Source organism: Leptolyngbya sp. ST-U4, from assembly GCF_039962215.1.
GTDB lineage: Bacteria > Cyanobacteriota > Cyanobacteriia > Elainellales > Elainellaceae > Leptolyngbya_A.
Window position 1 is genome coordinate 671,432 of sequence record NZ_JAMPKZ010000001.1, and the last position, 18,831, is coordinate 690,262.

Consider the following 18,831-nt stretch of genomic DNA (forward strand, 5'->3'; position numbering starts at 1 on the left):
TCGCTCGTAGATGCAGCAAAGACTAAAACAGAGCCAGGGAACAGAAGATTGTCCGCAAGAGGGTTTAGCAGAGATCCTGTCAGCAGAACGGCTTGAAAGGATGATCTTGCACAACTCACAACTATCTTTGATCTAAATAAGAAGACCTCAAAAAACCCACGGTGGATGTTCTGAATTTCCCGTCCTCTTTCATGAAGCGGAGGAATTGGGCTAAGCATAAATACGGATGAAAGCGATCGACTCGGCTGAAATGCTAGGCTGAAAGGAACTAATGCCCCATTGTCAAATCAACCTGTGACTGTTTTTGCTGCTGAACGGCTCCTGTTTACGCCTGCGGCTCCTGCCCTGGATGCGATTCCGCTCATTTTTGCTTTTCCAAACGAATATAGTGTTGGTATCACCAGCCTGGGCTATCAGGTGGTCTGGGCAACACTGGCAGCGCGTTCTGATCTGGCAGTGGCGCGGCTATTTACCGACCTGCACGAACCCCTGCCCACTGACCCAGAACTGCTAGGATTCTCAGTATCCTGGGAGCTAGATTATGTGAATATTCTAGGGCTGCTGGAGTCGCTGCAAGTTCCGATTCGCGCTGCCGATCGCACCGATGCCGATCCGCTGATTTTTGGCGGCGGACCCGTGCTAACTGCGAACCCAGAACCCTTTGCTGACTTTTTTGATGTGGTGCTGCTGGGCGATGGAGAGCTGTTGCTAGAGGCGTTTATCGATGCCTATCAGCAAGTCCGTACTGCCGATCGCGCTACCCAGTTACGTCATTTGGCGCAGGTTCCGGGAATTTACGTTCCTAGCCTGTATCACGTCACCTATGAGTCTCCAGATGGACTGATTCAAGCGATCGAGCCAATTGCCGCTGATATTCCGTCAATCGTCCAGAAGCAGACTTATCGGGGCAATACACTGTCTGCCTCAACGATCGTTACTGAGAAAGCCGCCTGGGAAAATATCTACATGGTGGAAGTGGTGCGGAGTTGCCCGGAGATGTGCCGCTTCTGCCTTGCCAGCTATTTAACCCTGCCCTTCCGAACGGCAAATCTGGAAGAATCTCTGATTCCGGCGATCGATCGTGGGCTACAAGTCACCGATCGTCTGGGCTTACTGGGAGCCTCAGTCACACAGCACCCCGAATTTGAAGCGTTGTTAAACCACCTGGATCAGCCTCAGTATGATTCGGTACGGGTCAGCATTTCCTCGGTGCGTACGAATACGGTGACACCCAAATTGGCACAAGCCCTGGTGAAGCACGATACGCGCTCGATCACCATTGCCGTCGAAAGCGGCAGCGATCGTATTCGACGCGTGATCAACAAAAAGCTAGAAACCGACGAGATTCTTCAGGCGGCGCAAAACGCCAAAGCTGGAGGACTGAGCGCAATGAAGCTTTACGGCATGGTCGGCATTCCCACGGAGGAACCCGAAGACCTGGAGCAGACCGTTTCCCTGATGCGAACCCTGCAAAAATCCACGCCCGGATTGCGGCTCACCCTGGGATGCAGTACCTTTGTGCCCAAGTCGCACACGCCGTTTCAGTGGCATGGGGTAAATCCCGATGCAGAAAAGCGGCTCAAACTGCTGCAAAAACAGCTTCGTCCTCACGGGATTGATTTTCGTCCTGAAAGCTATAACTGGTCAGTAATTCAAGCTCTGATTTCAAGAGGCGATCGGCGGCTATCGGGCTTGCTGGAGCGAGTGCGGCACTATGGTGATTCTCTGGGCAGCTACCGACGGGTGTTTAAGGAAATGAAAGGACAGTTGCCCGACTTGAGTTTCTACGTTCATGCAGATTGGTCAACTGAGCAGATCCTTCCCTGGCAGCATCTTCAGGGTCCGCTTCCGCTGGCAACGCTAATCAAGCACCGAGAAAGCGCGATCGAGGCAGCAGGTTTACCCTTCCTTCAGCCTGCTTAATTGAAAAGATTGAAAAGGATGTTTGAAAGTCTGTATTGACCCCCTGAAACCACCCCTGACTCTTCAATTCGGGTTATTGGTACCCATTGGTTATTAGTACCTATCAGTTCCTGAGCAGGTGTTTGGAGTTTTGCCACTGCTCAAACCACCTTCAAACTCCTGACTTCCCTTTTCTGCCTTCTACTTCCATGCATGAGCCGATCGATAGAGATTCCCTGACCCTCAGCGAATCTTAATCAACCCGCGCCACTCCGTAAAGACTCGACGAGTCCGGATCGATCACATCACGAATTTTCAGTAGAGATGCTTACAATTTCAGTGGAATTTTCCGCTTAAATGCAGCAGGATCAGGCGCACATGAACAGTATTGGCGTTGTGGCGATCGGTCGTAATGAGGGAGAACGGCTGATACGCTGTCTCAATTCCTTGATTGCCCAACTTCCCGCAGGCACGCCGATCGTCTATGTTGACTCAGGTTCTACAGACGGCAGTGTAGCAGCCGCTCAAGCTCTGGGCGTGCAGGTGGTCGAACTGGATATGACGATTCCCTTCACGATGGCACGCGGGCGCAATGCTGGATTTCGCTATTTGATCGAGCACTGTCCTGAGATTCAGTACGTGCAGTTTATTGACGGTGACTGCGAACTGATCGAAGGCTGGATCGAGCAAGCCGTTTCTTTTCTCGATAGCAATCCGCAGCTCGCGATCGTCACAGGACGGCGGATAGAGCGATATCCAGAAGCTTCGATTTATAACCTGCTGGCAGATCTGGAGTGGAATACACCCGTCGGGGAAGCAACTGAATGCGGCGGCGATATTCTGGCGCGAGCCAGTGCAATTCGAGAAGTGAATGGCTATAACGAAAGCCTGATTGCCGGAGAAGAGCCGGATATGTGTATGCGGCTGCGGCAAAAGGGATGGAAAATCTGGCGGATTGATGTGAAGATGACGCTGCACGATGCGGCGATGACCCGCTTTAGCCAGTGGTGGAAGCGATCGGTGCGGGGAGGCTGGGCGGCAGCAGCGGGGGCAGCCATGCACGGTCGCTCACCAGAAAAGTTCCGAGTCAAAGAATGCCGTAGTGGCTGGCTCTGGGGCGCAATTGTGCCGAGTCTGGCGATCGGGCTTGTTCCTATCACGCAGGGCTTTAGTCTCATGCTGCTGCTGGGCTACCCCTACCAGATGTGGCGCATTTATCGCTATCGGCGCAATTTTGGAGATCAACCCGCGGCAGCGCGAATCTATAGCAGGTTCTGTGTGCTGTCCAAGTTTCCTCAGGCGATCGGGCAATTCAAGTACTGGCTGCAACGGTGGCAGGGGAAACAGGCAACGCTGATTGAGTACAAGGCTGCCCCACAGGTGGCGAAGTATCAGGCAGAGGTGTAAAGAGGTCGGTAGATAGGTGAATAGGAGCGGTCGATCGGAGGCGTTCTGGTTCCTTGGCAGACTGAGCATTCGTGAAGATGGATCTCATAAATCCGACATTCAACATCTCCTCGGCGTGATCGCCCTGCCAAAATTCTGAGGCGTTTCCTAACCGCAGCAAGCAAACTTGCCCTTGTTTTAGGAACTGCCTGAGGAAATCCAGCCAAACTCCCGATCGACTTTTAATCGACTTTTACCAGATGCGCTGGTTAAGGCAACGGAAGGAGGTTCTGTCCCTGGAAGTTTGCCCCGGTTTCTGTTACCCAGCCTTCGCGGGGCGAGCCGTTAATGCTGGTGTAGCGCACTAGCCGCCAAGAGCGAGTGTTAAAGTTCTGCTGGCGAGGTGGGGCGACATCTGTAACGGTTGAACCCCCTGCTGGACCATCTATTTGACCGTTTATCGTCTGAAATTCTCCGCCTGGAGATGTGCGGGCAGCCAAACCTGTAGACGGTACAACCCGGTAGGAACGTCCGGTGGGAGTCGGGGTGGGGCTGGGAGACGGACCCGCATTACAGTCGGTTAATAGAGTTGAGGTTGGCACGTAGCCAAGCTGGGGTGCGCTAATCTGCACATACTGTACTCCTCCGGAACTGTTGTAAGCAATAACTCCTGTGAGCGTAATTCGGGTAAAGGGTTGAATTGTTCTGACAAACGTATTGCGGGTCACGTCCGCAGAGAGATTGATCGGTTGGGAACCGCTCGATCGACAAACTCCAATGAAACTGGCACGCTCATAAAGCTGAGGTTCGCCTGCACGGGGAGCTGCTGCGGGGGCTACTGGAGCCGGAGATGGGGTTGGAGCCGGAGCCTGAGCGGGAGCCGGACGAGTTTGAGCCGGAGCGGGAGTTTGAGCCGGAGCGGGAGCCGGGGCAGGGCGGGTTTGAGCCGGAGCGGGAGTTTGAGCCGGGGCAGGAGCCGGAGCTGGGGCAGGAACCGGAGTGGGAGCCGGAGTAGAAGTCTGAGCGATCGTCGCTTCACTGGCTGGAACAGAGCTGACCGCTGCTGGAGTAACGCTACCTAGCTCGATCGTTGTTGCCTGGGCAACTGGAGCAGTGAGTCCTCCGGTGGCAGCAAGCGAAAGCACAATCCCGGCTCTTCTGAAGGTTTTTTTCGTCAAGCGCATTTTAATACACTCCTCTAACACAGAAAATCTGCTGGAAGTCTATCACGTTGCCCAGGGGGTCGAATTATTGCTTTTTGATGACGAGGAAATTTGGTTCTCTTGCAGTTGAAAGACTGCCAAAGTATCTTCGGATCGGCGTAACAGTAAACGGCTCAAGACATCACTCAAGGGATTGCCTGACTCGATATGCAAAATTTTTATCCCAGCGACTCCTATCCCAGAGATATGGTGGGTTACGGGCGCACTCCTCCCCATCCCCAATGGCAAAATCAGGCGCGAATTGCCGTTCAGTTTGTGATCAACTACGAAGAAGGCGGCGAAAACTGCATTTTGCACGGCGATCCAGCTTCAGAAGCCTTTCTGTCTGAAACGATCGGCGCAACACCGCTGATGGGAGTTCGCAATCTGAATATGGAGTCGGTCTATGAGTACGGCAGTCGGGCGGGCTTTTGGCGGCTGCATCGGCTATTTACCGATCGCCAGCTTCCGGTCACGGTTTATGGAGTGGCAATGGCACTGGAGCGAAATCCCGAAGCGGTTGCGGCAATGCTGGAAGCAGACTGGGAAATTGCCAGCCACGGCTATCGCTGGATCGACTATCAGTATTTTGGCGAGGAAACCGAGCGAGAACATCTCAAAAAGGCGATCGAGATTCATACTCGCGTCACAGGCAGTCGTCCTCTCGGCTGGTACACGGGTCGCATCAGCCCCAACACACGCCGACTCGTCGTGGAAGAAGGCGGTTTTCTCTACGATGCAGACAGCTACGCCGACGATTTGCCCTACTGGAACAATGACTACGGCAAATCGCATCTGGTTATTCCCTACACGTTGGATGCCAACGATATGCGGTTTGGGACGTATCAGGGTTTTAATTCTGGCGATCAGTTTTTTGCCTACCTGCGCGATGCCTTTGACACCCTTTATGCTGAAGGCGAAACTGCTCCCAAAATGATGAGCGTTGGGCTTCACTGTCGATTGGTCGGTAGGCCCGGACGGGCGGCTGCGCTGGCAAGATTCCTGGACTATGTGCAAAAGCACGATCGCGTCTGGATTTGTCGTCGCATCGAGATTGCGCGTCACTGGCATCAGCACCATCCGCCGACTCAGCTTTAGAATTCAGCCTTAGGAAAAATCACCAGGATAGAAAGCGCGGCTCAGGCGTTAGCAAAACTCATGCACCTGAGCCCTGCCTCGCGTTATCATTACCATCGTCATGCCTGCTTCGGGTCGCTGTCGCAGGGTGGCAAGCACTTCTCTCCCCACGAAGCGCAAACAAGAAGTGAAGTTGAAGTGACACTGCATCCAAAATAAGCAGAATATCAAACTTTATTTAAGCTTTATCCAAGCTTCTGCCAGTAGACGCTCTACCTTGCTAACTCACATCTTCTGACACACAATGTAAGCAGTTTACAAAATTTTTCTCCTCTCAAAAAGCAGCGAAAAATTCTGTTTGCAAACCTTTTCTAAAGCAGCAATTTATTTTTCGGTTCGTCAAAGCTGTAGAGAGTACTGTACGGAATAAGCAGCACAATTGAATGCTCAGAACAGCATGATTAGCTACTAAAAGCGATCGAATGCAGTTACCAGGATAAAGATCAAACAGCCGAATTTCTATTACCAAAGATAGACTAAAGCTCTACCAAAAGGTTGATATTTTTAATAATCCCCCGATTGCTGGTCGCCCAATTTCAACAAAGTCGATACACTTTTGTTCTTATCGAATGTATCGCTTGGTAAACAATTGACTTAGCGATAGTTCCGGCATTCAATTCCCTGAATTCTTTTCATTCTCATCAGTTCGGGTTTAGGAGAAAATTTGATGATAGTACGCATTACGCGATCACGTTTTTTGCGACAGCTTACTCTGAGCATTTTAGGCTTGGTTTGTGCCCTGACCTTTGCAGCTTGCGGCGGCGAATCACCAACGGCAACGGTGGGCAATCCAGCAGGCGGAACAGGGGAAGCAGCAACCACCCTGCGCGTTGGCACGGAGCCAGCCTTTCCTCCATTTGAGTCTCAGGGAACCGATGGCAACCTGGAAGGATTCTCGATCGACCTGATGAATGCAGTCGCCGAGGAAGCAGGCGTTCAGGTAGAGTTTCAAAGCCTTCCTTTTGACGGGCTAGTTCCGGCACTGCAAGCAGGAACCATTGATGCTGCCATTAGCTCAATGACCATTACTGCAGAACGGGCGCAGGCAATTTCTTTCTCGCGTCCCTACTTTAAGGCAGGGCTGGCGATCGCAGTTCAAGACGATAGCAGCGATGTCACTTCGCTTGATTCACTTCGCAATAAGAAAATTGCAGTTCAGCTCGGCACAACGGGCGCACAGGAGGCACAAAAGATTGAGGGCGCACAGGTTCGCAGCTTTGACTCTGCTCCGCTTGCCCTTCAGGAACTTGCAAACGGAAACGTAGATGCAGTGATCAACGATGCGCCAGTCACCCTATACGCGATCAAGAGCGGCAATATTCCCGGTATCAAGGTCGCAGGTACGCTGCTGACTGAGGAGTATTACGGCATTGCTTTGCCCAAAAACTCGCCTAACGCAGAAAAGATAAATACGGCACTGAACACGTTGCTTACAAACGGTAAGTACAACGAGATCTACCAGAAGTGGTTCGGCAGCGAGCCGCCAACCTTGCCCGAAGCTGCTCCTATCTAAGCGAGGCTCGAGCTTTTTCCAGAGCTGTCCTAGCCGTGCTCTAAGGTGATAGACAGCTCTGTTTATCTGTTGAACTTAATCTCTTAAACTTATCTGTTGAACAGACATCTGCGTAGTCGCCTGCATTCCATTACCGAATCGATCGATCGCTTTCAGGAACCAGGATCTTTCCTTGAAATCCCTGCTGCTGGTATTTTTCGAGGGTTTGGTGAGCGATCGTCTCAGCCTGTCCCGGCTGCACCAGGGCAACACAGGCTCCGCCAAATCCGGCTCCAGTCAGACGTGCACCAAAAACTCCTGGCGTTTGCTGAAGGATTGCCACAAGCTGATCCAGTCCCGGAACCGACACCTCGTAGTCATCCCGCAAACTGGCGTGAGAGGCATTCATCAGTTCTCCAAAGCGATCGGCAGAAACACCCTGTTTAGCTTCCAGAACGCGATTGTTTTCCGTCACCACATGGCGGGCACGACGGCGCAGCGGTTCTGGTAAGGATTCTACAGTTGCGGGGTCGCTAATATCGCGGAGTGCTTTAACACCAAGCTGTTTAGCCGCTGCTTCGCATTCTGCCCGTCGCTGATTGTAGCCGCTGCCTGCTAGCGTTCGGGGAATGCCGCTATCGATTACCAGGATTTCGCTGTTTTCGGGTAAATCGAGAATCTGGCGATCGAGGCTGCGCGTATCCAGAAACAGCATGTGAACCGGATCGGCAAGGCTGGACGCCATTTGATCCATAATGCCGCATTGCACCCCGGCATAGTGAATTTCGGCTTGCTGGCCGAGCTGGGCAATTTGCACGTCATCGAGTTTCAGATTCAGGAGCGATCGCAGTCCGCGCAGCATCGCTACTTCCAAAGCCGCACTGCTAGAAAGTCCAGAGCCGATCGGCACATCCGAGGCAACAAACACATTGAGCGGCGGCACGGAGATTCCGGTTTCTTCGAGCGATCGAATACAACCCACCAGATAGCGAGCAAATTCAGCAGGCGTCGTGCCTGAAGGCTGCCAATCAACCTGCTCTTTCAGCTCATGAGAATAAAAATGAAACGCCTGGTCTGCGCTGTATCCTAACTGCACGATCGTCTGCTGCGGGATTGCCGTCGGCAGGACAAAGCCATCGTTATAGTCAGTATGCTCTCCCAGCAGGTTGACTCGTCCGGGGGCAGCCGCTTCGACTTCAAGAGGGGTAGAGAAAATGGATTTGAAATCGGACATGGAGGGGTGGATGAGGGGATGGGTGAGGGGATAAGGGGGTTAGAGTTCTAAGGGAAGGGGTCTGGAGCGATCGTGGACTGGGATGCTTACCCAGCGAGGGTCAAGGGTGAGGTTTTCCAGAGTTCCATCAGGGTGGATCAGGAAGGTGTCTTCGACTTTGGCAGCAGGGAGGCTTGGGTTCCAGGCGATCGTCATATTGGCAGCGAGTTGGTCAGTAGTCGTTGGGGTGGCGACAACTTCGCGGGAGAGATAGCCTGTGGTGCCGCCCTGGTGGTGTTTCAAAATACCGTCGGGATAGCCGTGCTGTTCGTAGGTTTGCTTGAGCGTCTGGTAAACCTGATTCAGAGGGGTCTCGGGCTTAGACAGATCGAGGGCGACAGCTTCAATTTCGCGCACTTGGCGATGGCGGTTTTGCTCTTCCTCAGATAGTTTTCCGAAGGAAATAAAGCGGGTGAGGTTGGCGTATAGCCCAAAGCCTCGCGCACAAAAAACCATCATTGCCCGGTGTCCGATCGCTTCTCCGGTGGGAACGGCATGGCGATACAGCGGCAAGCGTCGCTCTCCGGCAACCAGCGTCAGGGTGGGGTGAAGTCCTCTTGCCCACATTGCTTTTGCGCCTGCGCCTGCTAATTCATACTCAGTCCAGTCGGGCTGTGCCTGCTGCATTGCTTCGGTCATCGCTTCGCTGGCGAGTCGTCCGACTTGACGATAGCGATCGATCTCACCGGGCAATAAAATCCGCTTTTGCTGAATCAGGGAATGGGGTAAGGGAAACTCGCCCGACGCGGGACAATCGCTAATAACTTTGCCGCCTCCAGTCACCTCCTGGATAAAGGCTTTTTGCGGTTCCTCATCTGCCCAGGGACTTGCCTCAACCTGGTAGATATTTCCAGACAGTTCCTCGTCTTTGAGTCGCTGCGCTTCAATTTCGTTGGTGAGAATGTACGCGCCATTTTGCGTGATCAGCACATCCGCAACACCCGCTTCTGCCGCCAGTAAAACGGTATGGGAACCTCCCGCTGTCGCCCAGGCAAACCAGTCTGTGCCCCGCAAGCGAACGCCCGACGCGCCCTTTTCCTGCAAAGCCTGCCGCAGTTTACCCAATTTATCAGCAATTTCTGAAGCCGTTGCTGCATGTTGATCGATCGCCGAGGGGAGTGCTGTCACCATCAGACTGTCCTCAAATAAGAATTTCTAAAAGCATTTCTGAAACGAGCTTGGTCAATCAGATAGCCTAATCAATCAAATAACTGTAGGTCGCAGGAAACGACTGGAGATCGCAGGATAGGTTAGGCAGAGCGGCAATGCATCAATCCCTGAAAGCACGTATTACCCTGCACGGAACGCATCTACCAGTGGAAACCCCTTGCTATACGCTGAGGCTCGGTTCTTCCAGCGTCACTACAACGGCTTGCAGGTCTTTGGCTTTCTCTTCGGGCAAGGCATCGTTGGCAAACATTCCGGCGGCGAGTTCGGTTCCTGCCAGATATTTAAGCCTGTCGCGGGTGCGGTAGGGCGGATAAAACTCAGCGTGCAGGTGTGCTTCTGGGTGCGATCGCCCATCGGTCGGAGCCTGAAACCACGCCATTAGATACGGGAAAGGACGCTGCCACAGCCCGTCAAACTTAAGCGTTACGGTTTTGAGAGCTTTTGCCAGACTCGATCGCTGTGAGGGCGACAGATCCATAAAGGTTGCCACGGGCTGAATTGGCGCAACCCAGACCTCGTAGGGATAGCGGGCACACACCGGGACAAACGCAACGGCTGCTTGATCCTGATAAAGAATGCGCTGAGCATCTTCAATTTCGGTTTGAATCAGATCTTGCAGCAAGCCACGCTGATGCTTCTGGTAGTAAAGCTGCTGCTGCTCTAGCATGCGAGCTGGAACAGGCGGCACAAATGGATACGCATAAATTTGTCCGTGGGGATGGTGCAGCGTTACCCCAACTTCCACGCCCTTATTCTCAAACGGCAGCACATACTGAATCTGAGCCTGATCGCCCAAGGCCCGAGTTCGATCGCCCCACACTTGCAGCAGCAGATCAAGGTGATCAAGCGGTAACTGACTCAGCGAGGTATTGGGGTCTTGGGTAAACACAACGACCTCGCAGGCCCCGTTCGCAGGCACCGTTTCGACGATCGCTGGGGGGGCATCATGTGCCGAGGGAGCCATCGACGGAAAGCGATTTTCAAATACCGCCACGTCATAGTGTCCCTGGGGCAGCTCGGTGGGCACGCTGGGATCGATCGTCGGCGCGAGCGGATTATATTCCGGCGGCGGCATAAAGGTGCGTCCTTGACGATGGCTCGCATACGCCACCCACTCACCCCGCAAAGGATGCCAGCGCAGATGAGGATTTGCCTGAATCGGATCATTGCCCGGACTGGGGGCTTGAATTCCTGCATCGATGGGCTGACGACTGTAAAGGGTCAACCTGCGACCGTCGGGCTTCGTGAACTCTTGGGAATACATTTGAGGAGCCATGCGCTGCGTCTACAACCCCGGAAGATATGTCTGTTGGTTGAGCAGATAGCCAGAGCATAACGTTCAGCAGGGAATCGAAGCCCCTATCTAAAGAGGCAAGCGTAATACGAATTCAGAATTCGCAATTTTGAAAGCTGAACGATCGTCTTGAAGCATTTATCTGAAGCATTGATCTGGTGCTGGCACTGGGTAAATAGGTAGGGTTCCTGTCTCCTGGCAACAGCACAAAGAAGGGGACTTTCGCCCCCAACCCATCAGTGCGAATTCCAAATTCCAGATGATTTCCTACCAGGGCTGCCCCGGATGTCCGCTACAGTGCGGGGCTTGCTGAACCTGATTCGGGTCTTGCCAGCTAGGAGTGCCGCCGTATCCATCGGAATTAGAGGAAATCATCCCTGCAACCGGGAGTTCTTCTCTTGCCAGGGTTGCCGCCGCGATCGCCTCTAGCGGAAACTTAGGGGTGCGATCGGTGTACAGCAAACCGTTGGCTTCCTGGAAAGTGTCGGTGAGCTGGGTGTAGCAGAATCCAGCAAACATCTCGGTGCGGTTGACCGCTGAAAGTAGCGCAGTGTATTGCACTTGCAGTTCCGAGGCATCCTGCGACCGGGCGTAGCCCCAGGTATGAGCAGACTCTTCGGGGCGCGTGTAGGCAATGCCGCCAAACTCAGTCAGCATAATGGGCTGTCCCTGATGCGGGTAGCCGTCGAGGGTCAGGATTCGCCCACCCGGACGCTGATTTTGAAACAAATCGGACAGTTTGACATCCGAGCCATATCGGTTGGCGAGTCGCTGCGGCTGATTGTCGTAGTCGTGAATTGCCAGAATATCCGTCGTTGCACTTTCCCAACCGTCGTTGCCAATCACCGGACGAGTCGGATCAAGGGTTTTGGTCAGGTAGTAGAGTGCCTGCACGTAGTAGCGATGAGCAGCGTTTTCGGTCAGGTTCGGCACGCCCCAGGATTCGTTGATCGGAACCCACGCCACAATACAGGGATGGCTACTGTCGCGCTCAATCACTTCGATCCATTCTTTGGTGATTCGCTCGACTGCCTTTTGGGTAAAGCGATAAGCACTCGGCATTTCTTCCCACACCAGCAGTCCCATCACGTCTGCCCAGTAGAGAAAACGCGGGTCCTCGATTTTCTGGTGCTTTCGAACGCCGTTGAAGCCCATGCGCTTGGTCAGTTCAATATCACGACGCAAGGCTTCGTCCGAGGGCGGGGTCATTAGTGTTTCGGTCCAGTAGCCCTGATCCAGAACGAGCCGCAGATAGTAGGGATGCCCGTTCAGCATGAAACGATCGCGCTGAATGCCCACTGTTCGCATTGCCGTGTAGGACTTGACCTCATCGATCATTTCGCCGTTATGCCAGAGCTGCACCTGAGCATCGATCAGCGTCGGCTTTTCAGGACTCCACAGCAGCGCGTTGCGATAGTCGTCAATTCCCGGATCAGACAGGGCAATGCGGCGATGCACTTCGCTGTTAATCACCTCATAGATGTCATTCACCAGCAGGCGATTGTCTACGGTCAGCCGCACCTTGAGCTGAAGATTTTCCTGAATCGTGCCTGCCAGGAATGCTTCAAACCCAATCTCCCAGCGTTCAAAGTGAGGCGTCCAGCGAAGCTGCTTGACATAGGTTTCCGGCAGGCTCTCTAGCCAGACGGTTTGCCAGATACCGCTGGTGCGGGGATACCAAATGCTGTGTGCATCCAGCAGCCAGTCCTGCTTGCCTCTAGGCTTTGCCAGCTCATGCGGATCATCTTGTGCCCAAACGGTGACGCGCTGAATCTCTCCCGGATTCAGAACTGCAGTGATGTCAAAGCTAAAGGGAGTGTGTCCGCCTTCGTGTTCGCCCATGTAGTGACCGTTCACCCAGACGCGGGTGTAATAGTCTACTGCACCAAGGTGCAGCAGCACCCGACCACCGGGGCGAAGGGTCAGGCAGGCAGGCTGATGATTCTGATCAGACCCTTGCTCTGGAATATCGCAGTGTTCTTGAATGACGACAGCAAACTCGCGCTCATACCAGCAGTTAGGATGAAAGCCCGTATCGCCAATGCCGCTCTGCGGAGCTTCGGGCGCAAAAGGCACCTCGATCGCGTGCGTCCACTCGGTCACATCTTCGGGCTTGTGCCACTGTCCGGTATCATCAAAGGCGAATCGCCAGGTACCATTCAGGTTAATCCAATTCGAGCGCTGGAGCTGTGGACGCGGATACCCCGTTTCAAGCTGTCGGAACATTGATGATATCGGAACGGAACCAGAGGGGTGCTGATTCTCTAAATCTCTACCCAGTAATTGCATCAAACTTGAATCCTAGTAACTCTAAAGATCTGCTGTGCGTTGGGAGAAAAAGAAGATCTGGGGGTGATTTCTTTAACGAAACGAAAAGAAGAGAGACCGCGACAGTTTCTTGCAATTAATCCGCTTCTAAAAACAGACTCTCAGCAAAAACGAATCTGCCCTTAACCTCTTCATACTGAATCATTCTTAAGTTAGATGACAACCTCAAATACTGGGAGATTTCATAAATGAATTTACACAGTATTTTCTTCAGCAAATAAAACTACACGTATCGCTGAAATGGCTTTCTAACGGGTTTAAATCAGGCGTTGAAGAGATATTAGTTTGTTGAAAACACTTCCGCCTGTAATTTAAATCACCCGTACAGGCGATATACCAGCAGTCTATCCCTCTAGAGGATTAAATCATGTCTTCAGGCGTCATTATTGGAAATTCCATTGCAGAAGGAAAAGATTACCAAGGCTGGTTTATGGGACACTTTATCTCTCCCTCCAGTGACCCTCGATCGACCAACACTGTGGAACTGAAGTGGGGAACGCATCGGCAGGGCGATCGTCGAGAGGACTGGACAAAGGACACTCGAGTCACCAGTCTTTCAATTCTGATCAGTGGACGCTTTCGGCTGGAGTTTTCGGAACGGTCAGTGCTTCTGGCGCAGCAGGGCGATTATGCGATGTGGCTCCCTGGCGTTGAACACTGGTGGGAAGCTGAAGCAGATACTACTATTTTGACAGTTCGCTTTCCCTCTATGCCATCGCCCTAAGTGGTGATTAGGGGTGATCAGGGGTGATCAAGCTGATCAGGTTGATTAATACGCTACCCCACCTGCTTTTTCGCAAACACTTCCTTCACTCGATCAAATTCCAAATCATTCAAATAATCTACTGCCCAATTGGAGCATCGCTGCATCATATGAAACGGGTATGAATTGGCGACGCCCACAACCTGCATTCCTGCTTTTTTGGCGGCTTCAATCCCGGCAAATGTATCTTCGATCGCCAAACAATTCTGCGGCTGAAGTTGGAGTTCGGAAAACTGCTGATTGAGACAATCGACTGCGAGCAGATAACCTTCTGGGTCGGGCTTGCTGGTTTTGATTTCGTCTCCGGCAACAATCACGGAAAAATACTGTGCCAGGTCTGCCTGCTTTAGCACCTGCTCAATTTCTGCCCGCACTGCACCGCTGACAACGGCGAGAGGCAACCTGGCAGCCCGAATTTGAAATAGCAGATCGTTCAAGCCGGGATAAATGGGCAGCTTCTCCATCGATTGAATTTGAAGCTGATACAGGCTTGATTTCCGGGCAACCAGTTTATCGAGATAGTCATCGCCAGGAACTCGACCCCGCCGCGCCAGCAAATCGCTTAGGCAAACTCGATCGCTTCGTCCCAAGCACACTTCACGATATTCTTCTGGCTTGATTCGCAGGTTCTCTTCCAGCAGAACTTGTTCCAGCAGGCGATCGTGCAGCGGCTCATCGTTGATGATGACTCCGTTAAAGTCAAAGAGAACGGCTTTTAGCATTGTCTTATCCTAAAACGCTTTCCAGGCGGGGAACCGTGATCCAGGTTCCGGTTTCGTTGGACTGGTGCGCTAAATCCATTAAAAGCTGGGCATACACGCCTTCGTAAAGCGAGGGAGTGAGCGATTCGCCCTGATCGATGCCCTGCACCCAGCGATCGATCACTCGCAAAAACGGAGCCAGTCGCCCATCAGGATAGGTCGTGGGAAACGCGAGGCGATCGGGAATTTCCAGTTCGGTCAGGGGCGCACCGTTTTGACTGCCCCACAGCTTGAAGCCGTGGATATAGTCTTTCTGGTTGTCGTTGCCCAAAATCAGGGTGCCGCGATCGCCATAGATCTCCACAAAATGTCCCCGTCCCTGGGGGGTGACTGCGCTCAGCACTGCCTGACAGGGAGTTCCGTCTGCCAGCTCCAGCATTAGCGAACAGGTGTCATCCGCATCGACGGGCTTAAGGTTACCGCTGACGGGGTCAGGACGCTGCGGAATCGAAGTGGTCAACCAGCCGCAAAGCCGCGTCACGGGCGGAAATAGCCAGAATAGGTAATCAAACAAATGAGAACCGATCGACCCCAGCGCACCACCGCCCAATTCCTTTTGGGCATACCAGTTCCAGGGACGCGACGCATCTGCCCGACTCGATGCCAGCCAGTCTACTTTGATCAATCGCTTTTCGCCGACATAGCCTTCTGCCAAAAGCTCTGCCAATCGCTGCCAGGCGGGAATAAACCGAAACTCAAAGTCCATCGTCACGGTCAAATGGTTCGATCGCGCCAGATGATACAGCTCGATCGCCTCTTGAACGGTCAACGTCGTTGGCTTTTCTAGCAGCAGATGCTTTCCCGCCTGCAAGACTTGCTTTGCCGTTTCGTAGTGCAAAAAAGGCGGCGTGGCGATCGTGACTGCCTGCACGTCTGATCGAGATAAGACTTCATCGATCGTGCCGCAAGCCTGGGGAATTTCAAAGGTCTGGGCTATCGACTGAGCTTTGTCTCGCTCGCGATGATAGACCGCTTTCACGTCGGTTCGGTGATAAATTTGCAGTCCGGGAATATGAATTTTTTGCCCGAACCCCGTGCCAATGACCGCTACGCCGATCGATGCTTTTGTCATAAGCCCGCCCCGGAATTCCCCTCAGAATAAATCGCTCAAAGTGATTTTACTGGATTGGGGGAAGCGATTTTCTGGTCTGGGGTGTTTGGATTGCGGATGTGCTTTTTCGGCATTGCTGCTCGGTGTCTTTGACGTAGCCTCGCGACTCGTACAATTTTTGGGCGGCAGTGTTGTCGCCTGAGCCAATCGCGATTTTGATCAGTGGTTAAGACGATCGCGTTGCCTTGCCTTTGTAGAGATACCCCAGGGGCTTTGGCAGTCCCTCGCCGTAAAATTCTTCGATGCGAACTTCGCCAAACCGTTGCTCAACCAGCTGTCGAATATTGCGATTGAGATGACAGCCATCAGCAATTACCTTTTGCAGAGGGGTCAGCCGATTTTGCCAGACCTGCACGGCGGCATCGCGGCTCAGACCATGCTCCACAAAAAAGAACTTGCCGCCTGGTTTCAGGACTCGATGAATCTCCGCGAGTGCCTGTTCTACATTGGCAATGCTGCACAGTGTCCAGGTGCTCACCACACTATCAAAGGTTTGATCCGCCATTGGCAGTCGTTCACCGTTTAAGACCCGATGGTCTACAGTGATTGAGGATGCTGCGATCCGTTTTTCTGCCAGGGCATGAACGCCCGGATTGGCATCGATCGCCACAAGCTGCTGAATCGCTTCCGGGTAGTAGGACAGATTTAAGCCTGTGCCAAACCCGATTTCTAGCACGGTTCCGGTCACTTCGGCTAAAACCGATTGTCGATACTGGGCTAGCTCTGTCGAGGACATTGACCAATCCAGCAGGTAAGGCAAAATTCGGCGCGAATAAAATCCCATTCTGATTAATCTCTCCTTGTCTATCAAAATTTCTATCTCATTTCCAGTAAGGCTCAGTATGATTGAGTATCGGGCATGGCATGAATTGAGCGCTTGAACAGAATCGTTGAAAACACAATCGTTAAGAACAACGATTGAACGCAATGTTGAACGCAATGTGAGGTTTTACTGAGGAGTGAGTGTATGAAAATTCATTGGTTCATGCTGCTGCTGATTAGTGCAATCGGCGGAACAACTGCCTGCGATCGTCAGACCCCTAGCGCAACGCTGCCATCGCCCAACGTCCCAGAAGTAGGGACAGCCCCGATCGCAACGTCTCAAACTGCGCCAAACGCTCCCGCAAACGCTCAGGCTGCTGCAAAAGGGCTTGCGCCGATTCCTGTCCCTGAACTGATTCCGCCCACGGCTGGTATTCAGCGATTGCCGCAGATTGAAGTCGGACGTTCTGATCCCTTTGCTGCGCTGCCTGTAACACCGACGCTGATTTCCAAAGCCACCCCAGCAGAGTCAGCTCCACCTGCGACGGTAGCCGCCAATGCGCCTGCCACGGTGATTCCTTTACCTCCTGTGACCATTGCCCCACCTTTGCCGATCGTCCAGCCTGCGATGCCTGGTCCTTTGCTTGTGCCACCTGCGCCTCGTCCTGTTTCTCCAACTGGACTGGCAGAAGCGATCGAAATTAGTGGCGTGCTGGAGGTTGGCGGCAAGACCAATATTATTGTGAAAGTTCCAGAGGAGGGAACCAGTCGATCGGTACGAGTGGGTGACTCTCTGGCAAACGGACAAGTGCGAGTCAAGCGGGTCGAGATGGGTATGGAGCCGATTGTTGTGCTGGAGCAAAATGGCAGAGAAGTGACGCGATCGGTGGTTCGGGTACGCTGATGGGGCTGCTCTAAGCCTGCTGGATTGCATCTGCTTAATCTATAGTCTGGCGATTCGCTAAAGGGCACTCGAATCTACCATGAGCGGGAACAGTTCTTCTCCGATTGGCGATACACTTTGTCCCATGTCTCATCGTGCCTCTACCGCGAAAGTGCCCCGAAACGTCCATGATGCAGCCCGATCGTAAAAATCCACCCCTGCTAGAACCTCACAACCTTAGCTATCAAGAGAGCTATCTTTGTCCGATTTGTCGTCACGGGCAAATTACCGGGCTGCCCCTGATGGATGCCTTTGCCTGCAATTTCTGTCGGCATATTTTCACTGCAAACCTGGCAATGCGAACCGTGCAGGTAGTCGATAGCTCCCAGCTGATGACCTGGAAATGGACAGGGCGCAACTGGCAGACTGCCTATCACGACGATCCAAGTTTGACGCTTGTGGTCTGGCTAATTGGTATGGTGCTGGTGACGCTGCCCACCGGAATCGTTTGGCTCTCTACCTATGTGTTTCCGCCGCTGCCGGGAAGTCGCTGGGAGTGGTTGCCGGGCGCGTGGCTGGGCTGCACGTTTGGAATTCATTTACTGATGGTGAGCTGGCTGCTGGCAGAGCATTACCAGATTCCAATTTACATTGCCAGTCGGGTGAGGCTGCGAGACCGGTTTGGCAGAAGGGCTTAGAAACTTTTTAGAAACTTCTAGATTTTTGAACCTTGGCTTATTCCTGTCCGGCTGCCTGGGGCAACTGACAGCGATCGCAGAGTCCGAAAAACTCCAGCGTGTGATAAAAAATTTTGAACCGATAGGACTGGTGCAGCTCTGCTTCTAGCTCATGTACCGGGCATTCGTCGATCGCGATCGAAGTGCCGCACTGAAGGCAGGTCAGGTGATGACGGTCTTCCTGGGCCAAGCTGTAGAGCGATTCGCCATTTGCCAGGGTTCGCACCTGTATCACGCCTTCGAGTTTCAATGCCTCAAGCGATCGATAAACAGTTGCCAGTCCCATACTGTGACTGCGACTTCGCAGCTCGATGTAGAGATCTTGTGCGGAAACTGACCGATTCAGTGCTTTAAGCAAGTCTAGAATCTTGTCCTGGTTGCGGGTCCGGTGGGATTTCATAGTCTCAAGACAAACCTGTTTCTCTAGCTTATCTGGAGGGAATGCCGTTCGGTCAAAACGGCTGTGATGAGCAGAAAAAGATTTGTCATTTAAGCTGGGTCAACGAATGTCATTTGCTATTAAAAAGGTCATTCACTCAAAATGCCATGCACTCAAAAGGGGCAGGGTGAAGATGCCCTACCCCAGTTTTAGTCTTCTGGAGTTCGCGATCGATCCTGCTTAGGAGCGAC

16 protein-coding genes are annotated in these 18,831 nt (G+C 52.8%); 7 read left to right on the forward strand and 9 right to left on the reverse strand.

The window, feature by feature from the left end:
* Nucleotides 1-294: 294 nt before the first annotated feature.
* Both NDA02_RS02960 and NDA02_RS02965 read left to right on the forward strand, forming a co-directional pair.
* Entirely contained in the window at nucleotides 295-1,923 is a 1,629-nt protein-coding gene (locus tag NDA02_RS02960; RefSeq protein ID WP_347277929.1) for a radical SAM protein, read from the forward strand.
* 357 nt (nucleotides 1,924-2,280) lie between these two features.
* Nucleotides 2,281-3,309 carry a glycosyltransferase gene (locus NDA02_RS02965; RefSeq protein ID WP_190794391.1) on the forward strand — a complete coding sequence of 343 codons (1,029 nt, stop codon included), beginning with the start codon at nucleotides 2,281-2,283 and terminating at the stop codon, nucleotides 3,307-3,309.
* Nucleotides 3,310-3,557: 248 nt separating this feature from the next.
* Here the strand turns inward: NDA02_RS02965 and NDA02_RS02970 are convergent, their stop codons facing one another.
* Nucleotides 3,558-4,472, reverse strand: a complete 915-nt coding sequence (locus NDA02_RS02970; protein WP_190794390.1) for a hypothetical protein — start codon at nucleotides 4,470-4,472, stop codon at nucleotides 3,558-3,560.
* Between the two features lie 186 nt (nucleotides 4,473-4,658).
* On the opposite strand from NDA02_RS02970, the gene puuE reads away from it, so the two are divergent.
* Entirely contained in the window at nucleotides 4,659-5,588 is a 930-nt protein-coding gene (gene puuE, locus NDA02_RS02975; RefSeq protein ID WP_190794389.1) for an allantoinase PuuE, read from the forward strand.
* Nucleotides 5,589-6,294: 706 nt separating this feature from the next.
* Nucleotides 6,295-7,140, forward strand: coding sequence for a basic amino acid ABC transporter substrate-binding protein (locus tag NDA02_RS02980; RefSeq protein ID WP_348254378.1), 846 nt, complete (start codon nucleotides 6,295-6,297; stop codon nucleotides 7,138-7,140).
* Between the two features lie 130 nt (nucleotides 7,141-7,270).
* On the opposite strand, the gene galK is transcribed toward NDA02_RS02980, so the two are convergent.
* From galK to NDA02_RS03000, 4 genes are all read right to left on the reverse strand, one after another.
* Nucleotides 7,271-8,353, reverse strand: a complete 1,083-nt coding sequence (gene galK, locus NDA02_RS02985; RefSeq protein ID WP_348247229.1) for a galactokinase — start codon at nucleotides 8,351-8,353, stop codon at nucleotides 7,271-7,273.
* 39 nt (nucleotides 8,354-8,392) lie between these two features.
* Entirely contained in the window at nucleotides 8,393-9,523 is a 1,131-nt protein-coding gene (locus NDA02_RS02990) for a M24 family metallopeptidase (protein ID WP_190790429.1), read from the reverse strand.
* Between the two features lie 199 nt (nucleotides 9,524-9,722).
* Entirely contained in the window at nucleotides 9,723-10,826 is a 1,104-nt protein-coding gene (gene galT, locus NDA02_RS02995; RefSeq protein ID WP_348247283.1) for a galactose-1-phosphate uridylyltransferase, read from the reverse strand.
* 297 nt (nucleotides 10,827-11,123) lie between these two features.
* Nucleotides 11,124-13,082 carry a glycoside hydrolase family 2 TIM barrel-domain containing protein gene (locus NDA02_RS03000; protein ID WP_242067160.1) on the reverse strand — a complete coding sequence of 653 codons (1,959 nt, stop codon included), beginning with the start codon at nucleotides 13,080-13,082 and terminating at the stop codon, nucleotides 11,124-11,126.
* 469 nt (nucleotides 13,083-13,551) lie between these two features.
* On the opposite strand from NDA02_RS03000, the gene NDA02_RS03005 reads away from it, so the two are divergent.
* Entirely contained in the window at nucleotides 13,552-13,908 is a 357-nt protein-coding gene (locus NDA02_RS03005) for a signal peptidase I (protein ID WP_190790430.1), read from the forward strand.
* A gap of 53 nt (nucleotides 13,909-13,961) precedes the next feature.
* Here NDA02_RS03005 and NDA02_RS03010 read toward each other — a convergent pair whose 3' ends face one another.
* From NDA02_RS03010 to NDA02_RS03020, 3 genes are all read right to left on the reverse strand, one after another.
* The gene (locus NDA02_RS03010; protein WP_190790431.1) at nucleotides 13,962-14,669 is read right to left on the reverse strand and encodes an HAD family phosphatase; all 708 of its coding nucleotides are present in this window, start codon (nucleotides 14,667-14,669) and stop codon (nucleotides 13,962-13,964) included.
* Nucleotides 14,670-14,673: 4 nt separating this feature from the next.
* On the reverse strand, nucleotides 14,674-15,780 hold the full coding sequence (locus NDA02_RS03015; RefSeq protein WP_190790432.1) for a Gfo/Idh/MocA family oxidoreductase: 1,107 nt from the start codon (nucleotides 15,778-15,780) through the stop codon (nucleotides 14,674-14,676).
* A gap of 205 nt (nucleotides 15,781-15,985) precedes the next feature.
* A complete protein-coding gene (locus NDA02_RS03020) occupies nucleotides 15,986-16,603 on the reverse strand; it encodes a class I SAM-dependent methyltransferase (protein ID WP_190790433.1) in 618 nt (205 codons plus the stop codon).
* 183 nt (nucleotides 16,604-16,786) lie between these two features.
* On the opposite strand from NDA02_RS03020, the gene NDA02_RS03025 reads away from it, so the two are divergent.
* Nucleotides 16,787-17,485: a hypothetical protein gene (locus tag NDA02_RS03025; protein WP_348254381.1), complete on the forward strand. Its 699-nt coding sequence runs from the start codon at nucleotides 16,787-16,789 to the stop codon at nucleotides 17,483-17,485.
* Nucleotides 17,486-17,652: 167 nt separating this feature from the next.
* Entirely contained in the window at nucleotides 17,653-18,162 is a 510-nt protein-coding gene (locus tag NDA02_RS03030) for a hypothetical protein (RefSeq protein ID WP_348247223.1), read from the forward strand.
* 37 nt (nucleotides 18,163-18,199) lie between these two features.
* Here the strand turns inward: NDA02_RS03030 and NDA02_RS03035 are convergent, their stop codons facing one another.
* Complete coding sequence (locus NDA02_RS03035) at nucleotides 18,200-18,601, reverse strand: Fur family transcriptional regulator (protein WP_348247222.1); 402 nt, start codon at nucleotides 18,599-18,601, stop codon at nucleotides 18,200-18,202.
* Between the last annotated feature and the right edge of the window lie 230 nt (nucleotides 18,602-18,831).